The sequence below is a fragment of the Pasteurella testudinis DSM 23072 genome, assembly GCF_900176075.1.
Taxonomy (GTDB): Bacteria; Pseudomonadota; Gammaproteobacteria; order Enterobacterales; family Pasteurellaceae; genus Chelonobacter; species Chelonobacter testudinis.
Genome location: NZ_FWWV01000042.1, coordinates 1 through 5,751, shown reverse-complemented (window position 1 = coordinate 5,751; position 5,751 = coordinate 1). Strand labels below are relative to the sequence as shown.

The window sequence follows — 5,751 nt, the reverse complement described above, 5'->3', positions numbered from 1 at the left end:
TTTCGTGCTGGGCATATGGAATCTGGCTTTACTGGCGCATTACTTATAGATGACCCAGTTAAGCCCGATGACGCTTATTCTGACGTGGTGCGTGACGGCGTAAACAACCGATTCAACGAAACAATCAAGTCACGGCTTGCGATTGAGACTGTGCCGATTATCGTCATCATGCAGCGCATACATTATCACGATCTGAGCGGATATTTGTTGCGAGGAGGCAGCGGTGAGCAATGGCACCACTTAAATTTACCGGTGCTTATCGACAAGTCATTGCCTTACCCCGAAGAAAATACACACGGCATACCGATCAATCATAACTTACCGGACGGCTGGCTGTGGGAAGCGAAGCATAATGAATCACACCGCATAGCATTGTTTTCACACCGCAGAACAGCGGAAGCGCAGTATATGCAAGCACCTAAGCGGTTTAATGCGGAGGGTGCGCTATGGAGTGAGGTGATGATTAATTTTGCTAAGTCGCTAAAAATCATTATTGATAAAGTCCGCACGGTGGTGGCTGTTGATCCGCAAGCGACAAATTCTGAAGAAAGTGACGAATCAGGCGTAGCTGTAGCGAGTTGTTATGGTTACGGTGATCAACGCATGTATTCAGTAGACGGCGACTATTCCGGACGCTACAGCCCGAAAGGTTGGGCAGATAAAGCAATCAAGGCTTATCACGATCATGATGCTGACGCAATTGTGATTGAGACGAATCAGGGTGGCGATATGGCAGTCGATACGCTACGCAATGCGGGCTTTAAGGGGCGCATTATCCGCATACACGCTAATAAGAGCAAGTATGCACGAGCAGAGCCAATTTCGGCGTTATATGAGCTTGGCAAAGTGGCGCACAACGGAAATCTTTACTCGCTGGAAAATCAGATGATGGAATATGTCCCGGCAATTTCTAAAAAATCGCCCGACAGGCTGGACGCAGCCGTTTACGCATTAACCGAGCTATATCAGCCAGTAGCAGAGGGTATTTTCTTTTCATAAGGCAGAAAAATGGAACAGACAATCGAAATAAATCAACTTGCTGAAATTATGGTAAATAGCGCAATGGGTGATAATCGGGCTAAATATTTATCCGGCTTGGGGGTAATTGACGGCAATACAAAACGGGTCAAACTGTATGACGAGTTTGGCTATCCTAAAGACTTGGCGTTCGATCATTACTACAAAGCCTATAATCGCATTGCGCCCGCTTATGCCGCCGTGCATAGGGTGCTTGATAAATGCTGGTCGGACCTACCCGTAATTATTGACGGCGAAAAGGACGAGGAGGCAAAAACGACATCGCAATGGGAGCAGTCAGTAACTAAGCTGCTTAAAAAGCATATCGGCAAAATCAAGGACGCGGATCGGCGTAATCTGATAGGAAACTATAGCGCACTCATTTTACAGTTGAGAGACGGCAAGCAATGGCAAGAGCCTGTCGATGACCTGTCGCTAAAAACCCTAAAGGAAAACGGATTAGTTAAGCTGATTCCGGCATGGCAAAAGCAATTAATCCCGATTGAGTGGCAAACGGACGAAACGGCGGAGGATTATGGCGAGCCGATATTTTATCAGTTTAATGAATCGGAAGTCGGCAACGACAATAAGCAGCGTAGCGTTAAAATCCATAAAAGCAGAATCATTATTTTTAGCGAGGGGACGGAAGACAGTGATCCGAATAGTGGCGTGTCATTACTCAATTCGGGCTATAACAAGTTGCTTGACCTCGAAAAAGTGTCTGGCGGCAGCGCCGAGGGTTTCTTGAAAAATGCCAGTCGTCAGCTTGGAATCAATTTTTCCAAGGAAACCAATATCCAGCATATCATTGACGCAGCCAAAGAAAAGGGTTATAGCGGTTTGGCTGAGGCGCTTAATGCACAGCTTAAAAAGCTCAATTCCGGTACCGATTCAGCGTTAGTCATGCAAGAGGGACAGGCGAGCGTATTGTCAGTAGCGCCTGCCGATCCTGTTCCCAGTTGGACGGTGGCAGCAAATGAGTTTGCGGCATCGGTACAAATTCCATTTACGATTTTATTCGGGCAGCAAACAGGGCGATTAGCCAGTGACGAGGACAAGGCAGACTGGGCTAACCGTTGTAATGCTCGGCGCAATGGCTTTTTATCCGATGTTATCGTTGAGCTTTTAAATCGACTGGTGCAATTCGGTATTGTCGATAAGCCGCAATCAAGCGAAATTACAGTGATGTGGTCGGATTTGTTAGCGCCGAGCGAAAAAGAAAAGATTGCGAATGCTAAGGAGTTGGCAACGGTAGCAGAATCAACTTTGCGCGCCTATGGTGTTGCGGCGGTTGAGCCAAACGAAATCAGGGCAGCAATGGAGCTTGAACCGCTATCAGAACAGGATTTAGTACCGCCTGAAATCGGCGAAAAAGAGGCGGAAGACGATGAAGAAGAAAGCAAATCGAAATCCGATATTACCGCGCAATAAAGCCGATCCGGTAGGTATGGGGCGGCAGGTCAAAAAGCTGTTTGATGATATTGAGCGGCGGTATCAAGGGATTTATGCCGCACTTAAAAAGTTGATCAGCTCTAAATTGCGCGAAAAAACGGTAAACGCAGAAAGTCAGCGATCGGCGATAGTCTGCCGTGAATTTACGCCCGAACCGATGATTTACTTTGTGAATGCCGGTGCCGCTGATTACGATATGACACCGGAAGAGTTTGCGCACTTTACCGACGAAGTGCAAACCATACTCGAAGATTGGCTACTTGACGAGGATTCATCGAGTGCATTCTGGGCTGATGTTTATCTTGATGAGGCGCAAAAGCAAGCAACGGTATCAGTGCAGTCGTCATTGGCGCAGCAGTCAGAGCTTTACGCTTTAAACCGTCCTTTGCATACGGTTATCTTTAGCGAGGCTTATATGGGGCGGCTAGCAATTGCACAGCAGCTTTTTTATGAATCGTGGCGAGGGCTGACAGCGCAAACCAAAGCGGATTTAGTTCACACCATCAGCGAGGCGGTGGCGCGCGGCACAAATATACGAGAGACGGCAGAGATAATCAGCAAGCGGTTAGATGTATCCATGGCAAGAGCGAAAAGCATGGCGCAAACTGAGCAGCTGTCAGTTTATCGCCGGGCGGAATGGGCGGAAGCGCGTGAGATTAAAGATGAACTCGGACTTGATGCCCGAATCTTGCATATCTCAGCACTGAAAAATACTACAAGGCGACACCACGCAAGCCGACATGGACGGATTTTCACGGTCGATGAACAAGAGGCATGGTATCGGCAAGGCGGCAACCGTTTTAACTGTTACTGTAAATCACAAGTCGTTATTCATGGCGATACACCGCAATCTACTTTAGACACCTACGCCAAAGAGCGTAAAAAATGGCTTAACATCACTAAGAGGAAATCACAGCATGAAGCGTAATAGCGTGAACGTGCTGTCGGTTATCAACTCCAAAAACATCACAACCGAAACGATAGACGGCGATGAACACATTGTCGTGCGCGATATTGTGCCCGTCGTTGACGACATTGTGATGAACAAAGGGTTATATCCGGCAGATGAGATCGATAAGGGCTACAACACACTGGACGGCAAGTTAATGCCGTTCGGACATCCGAAGATTGACGGCAAATATATTTCAGCCAATGAAGCAGTGGCGGTCAATAAATTTTATGTCGGCGCATGGTGCGTTAATGCCCGAAAAGAGGGCGATAAGGTGCTGATCGACATGAAAGTGAACAAGCGTATTGCAAACAGCAGCGAAAGCGGTCAGCGCTTGATTGAGCGGCTAGACGGACTTGTTACGAATCAAAGCGCAGAGCCTATCCATATTTCAACGGGGCTTAACTTGCAGCGCGAATATAAAACCGGACATTCAAAAGGCAAAAAATACGATTGGATCGCTACGAACATGCAGTTCGATCACGTTGCTATTTTGCTTGATGAACAAGGTGCCGCAACTCCTGATGACGGGGTGGGGATTTTTGTCAATAAGCAAGGCGAAGAATTGGCGGTTGAAACCGTTAATTTGGCAGAGGCGGCAGACTGCACGAAAGAGACGCTATTAGACAAAGTGCGGTTTTTCTTTTCTGCGAACTCAAAGCTGTCATTTAGCGAAATACACGATCGGCTTTATACCGCGTTGGGCGGTGGTGAGCCGTACAAGTGGATCGAATCTGTTTACCCTGACGAATTTATCTACGAGGAGTCAGGCAAGCGATACAAGCAGAAGTACCTAATCGATGATAACGGGCAAGCAGTTTTTGCTGGTGTGCGCGTTGAAGTCGTTAAGAAAGTCGATTATGACGAAATCAAAACCAATGGAGAAAACAACGTAATGAAAAACAAAATCTTATCAGCATTAAATGCCGCCGGTGTTACGGTCGAGGGTTTAGATGATGATCAACTTTTAACGGCTTACAACGAGTTACAGGCGAAGCCGAAGAAAGAAGACAAAAAGCCCGAAGATGAACAAGACGACAAAAAACTTGATGAGAAGATCAAGAAAGCCGTCAACGAAGCATTAAAGCCAATTGCCGAACAGCTGCAAGCCAACGCAAATGCGGAACAAGCACAAATGCGTGAAGCGGTAAAAGCAAAATTCGGCATGTCTGAAAGTGCGGTCAATGCACTGAACGGCGAGGCGCTAACTGAGCTTTATGCCAAAACACAAAGTACCGCACAGCTAAATCCTGCATTCAAAGGTAATACGGACGACGGCGAATGGAACGGTTACACACTGAACACAGAGGAGAATCAATAATGTCAAATGTTATTTATCGCGGACCGGTAGAGCGTGAGCCGAAGACAATCAACTTACCGATTAAAGAGGCGTTGAAGCCCGGTACGGTTGTAAAAATTGTTGACGGCAAATTTGAGAAAGCAACTGACGCAAAAGGTCGCCGCTTTGTCTTGCAAAATAGCCGTTATTTGGGGCAAACAATCCATGACGCGTATAAGGCCGGTGAAACGGCAATTGCTTTCCGCCTTGAGCCAGAACATGAGTATTTCTTGCAATTGAAAGATGGCGCTTACACGCACGGCCAAGAACTGACTATTGACACCGACGGCAAGTTAGCTCCGGCAACTGCCGAGGGTGATGTTGTGATGTTCTTCTTTGACGAAGCAAAAGGGCGCACTGTTACCGAAGCCTCTAGTAAGCATAAGGCGTTCGGCGATGTCGTTGTGGCGAATTTTTACAGCAAAAAAGCATAAGGAAGCTGAACAATGTTGAAATTTACGAAAGAACAAGAAGCGTTCATCATCAATGAGCGTAAAAATTACGATCGCAAGCATGCGATTATGGCGGCAAATACCGCAGGGCTGTTGGAGGGTAACGCGCTCACATTACCTAAGGATATTTGGGCAACATGGGATCGCGAAGCCGTGGCATTACAGCGTGAAGATTTGGTTATCTTTAATGATTTAGCCTCAATCTCAAAACCAATGCCGATCGGTAAGTTGGTTCACCACTTCATGACCGTAAGCGATAGTGGATCGGTCAACATCTCACTGGACGGACGCAGTTCGGCGAAAACCGATAATGTCGTTTACGACTACCACGGTACGCCATTGCCGATCATTGATTCGACTTTCTCCTACGGCTGGCGCGATATGCACACTGCGCAAACCGAAGGATTTTCACCTGACGCGGCCGCACGCAATAACAGCTTGCGTCGTGTGGTTGAAAAAGTCGAAGATTTGGCACTGAACGGTGATAGCTCGATTGTTGTCGGTGATTCCAAACTGTACGGCTTGCGTACTGCGCCGCAGCG

6 protein-coding genes are annotated in these 5,751 nt (G+C 47.2%); all 6 read left to right on the top strand.

The features are described 5' to 3' along the window. A partial coding sequence (locus B8880_RS11160; RefSeq protein ID WP_084257678.1) for a phage terminase large subunit family protein occupies window positions 1–999 on the top strand: 999 nt, incomplete at its 5' end. Between the two features lie 9 nt (window positions 1,000–1,008). Continuing rightward, window positions 1,009–2,448, top strand: a complete 1,440-nt coding sequence (locus B8880_RS11155; RefSeq protein ID WP_084257677.1) for a DUF1073 domain-containing protein — start codon at window positions 1,009–1,011, stop codon at window positions 2,446–2,448. Next, window positions 2,405–3,397: a phage minor head protein gene (locus B8880_RS11150; RefSeq protein WP_084257676.1), complete on the top strand. Its 993-nt coding sequence runs from the start codon at window positions 2,405–2,407 to the stop codon at window positions 3,395–3,397. Before B8880_RS11155 ends, B8880_RS11150 begins: the two co-directional genes overlap by 44 nt. Beyond that, window positions 3,387–4,739 (top strand): DUF2213 domain-containing protein, encoded by a 1,353-nt coding sequence (locus tag B8880_RS11145; RefSeq protein ID WP_084257675.1) that lies wholly within the window; start codon window positions 3,387–3,389, stop codon window positions 4,737–4,739. The genes B8880_RS11150 and B8880_RS11145 overlap by 11 nt, the downstream gene beginning before the upstream one ends. Then, window positions 4,739–5,191: a hypothetical protein gene (locus tag B8880_RS11140; protein WP_084257674.1), complete on the top strand. Its 453-nt coding sequence runs from the start codon at window positions 4,739–4,741 to the stop codon at window positions 5,189–5,191. The genes B8880_RS11145 and B8880_RS11140 overlap by 1 nt, the downstream gene beginning before the upstream one ends. Window positions 5,192–5,203: 12 nt before the next feature. Beyond that, on the top strand, window positions 5,204–5,751 hold a 548-nt coding region (locus B8880_RS11135; protein ID WP_221389322.1), incomplete at its 3' end, for a major capsid protein.

What these genes read in the sequence shown, in the direction of transcription:
- B8880_RS11155 (WP_084257677.1), top strand. Translation starts at nt 1,009, where the DNA reads ATGGAACAGACAATCGAAATAAATCAACTTGCTGAAATTATGGTAAAT.
- B8880_RS11150 (WP_084257676.1), top strand. Translation starts at nt 2,405, where the DNA reads ATGAAGAAGAAAGCAAATCGAAATCCGATATTACCGCGCAATAAAGCC.
- B8880_RS11145 (WP_084257675.1), top strand. Translation starts at nt 3,387, where the DNA reads ATGAAGCGTAATAGCGTGAACGTGCTGTCGGTTATCAACTCCAAAAAC.
- B8880_RS11140 (WP_084257674.1), top strand. Translation starts at nt 4,739, where the DNA reads ATGTCAAATGTTATTTATCGCGGACCGGTAGAGCGTGAGCCGAAGACA.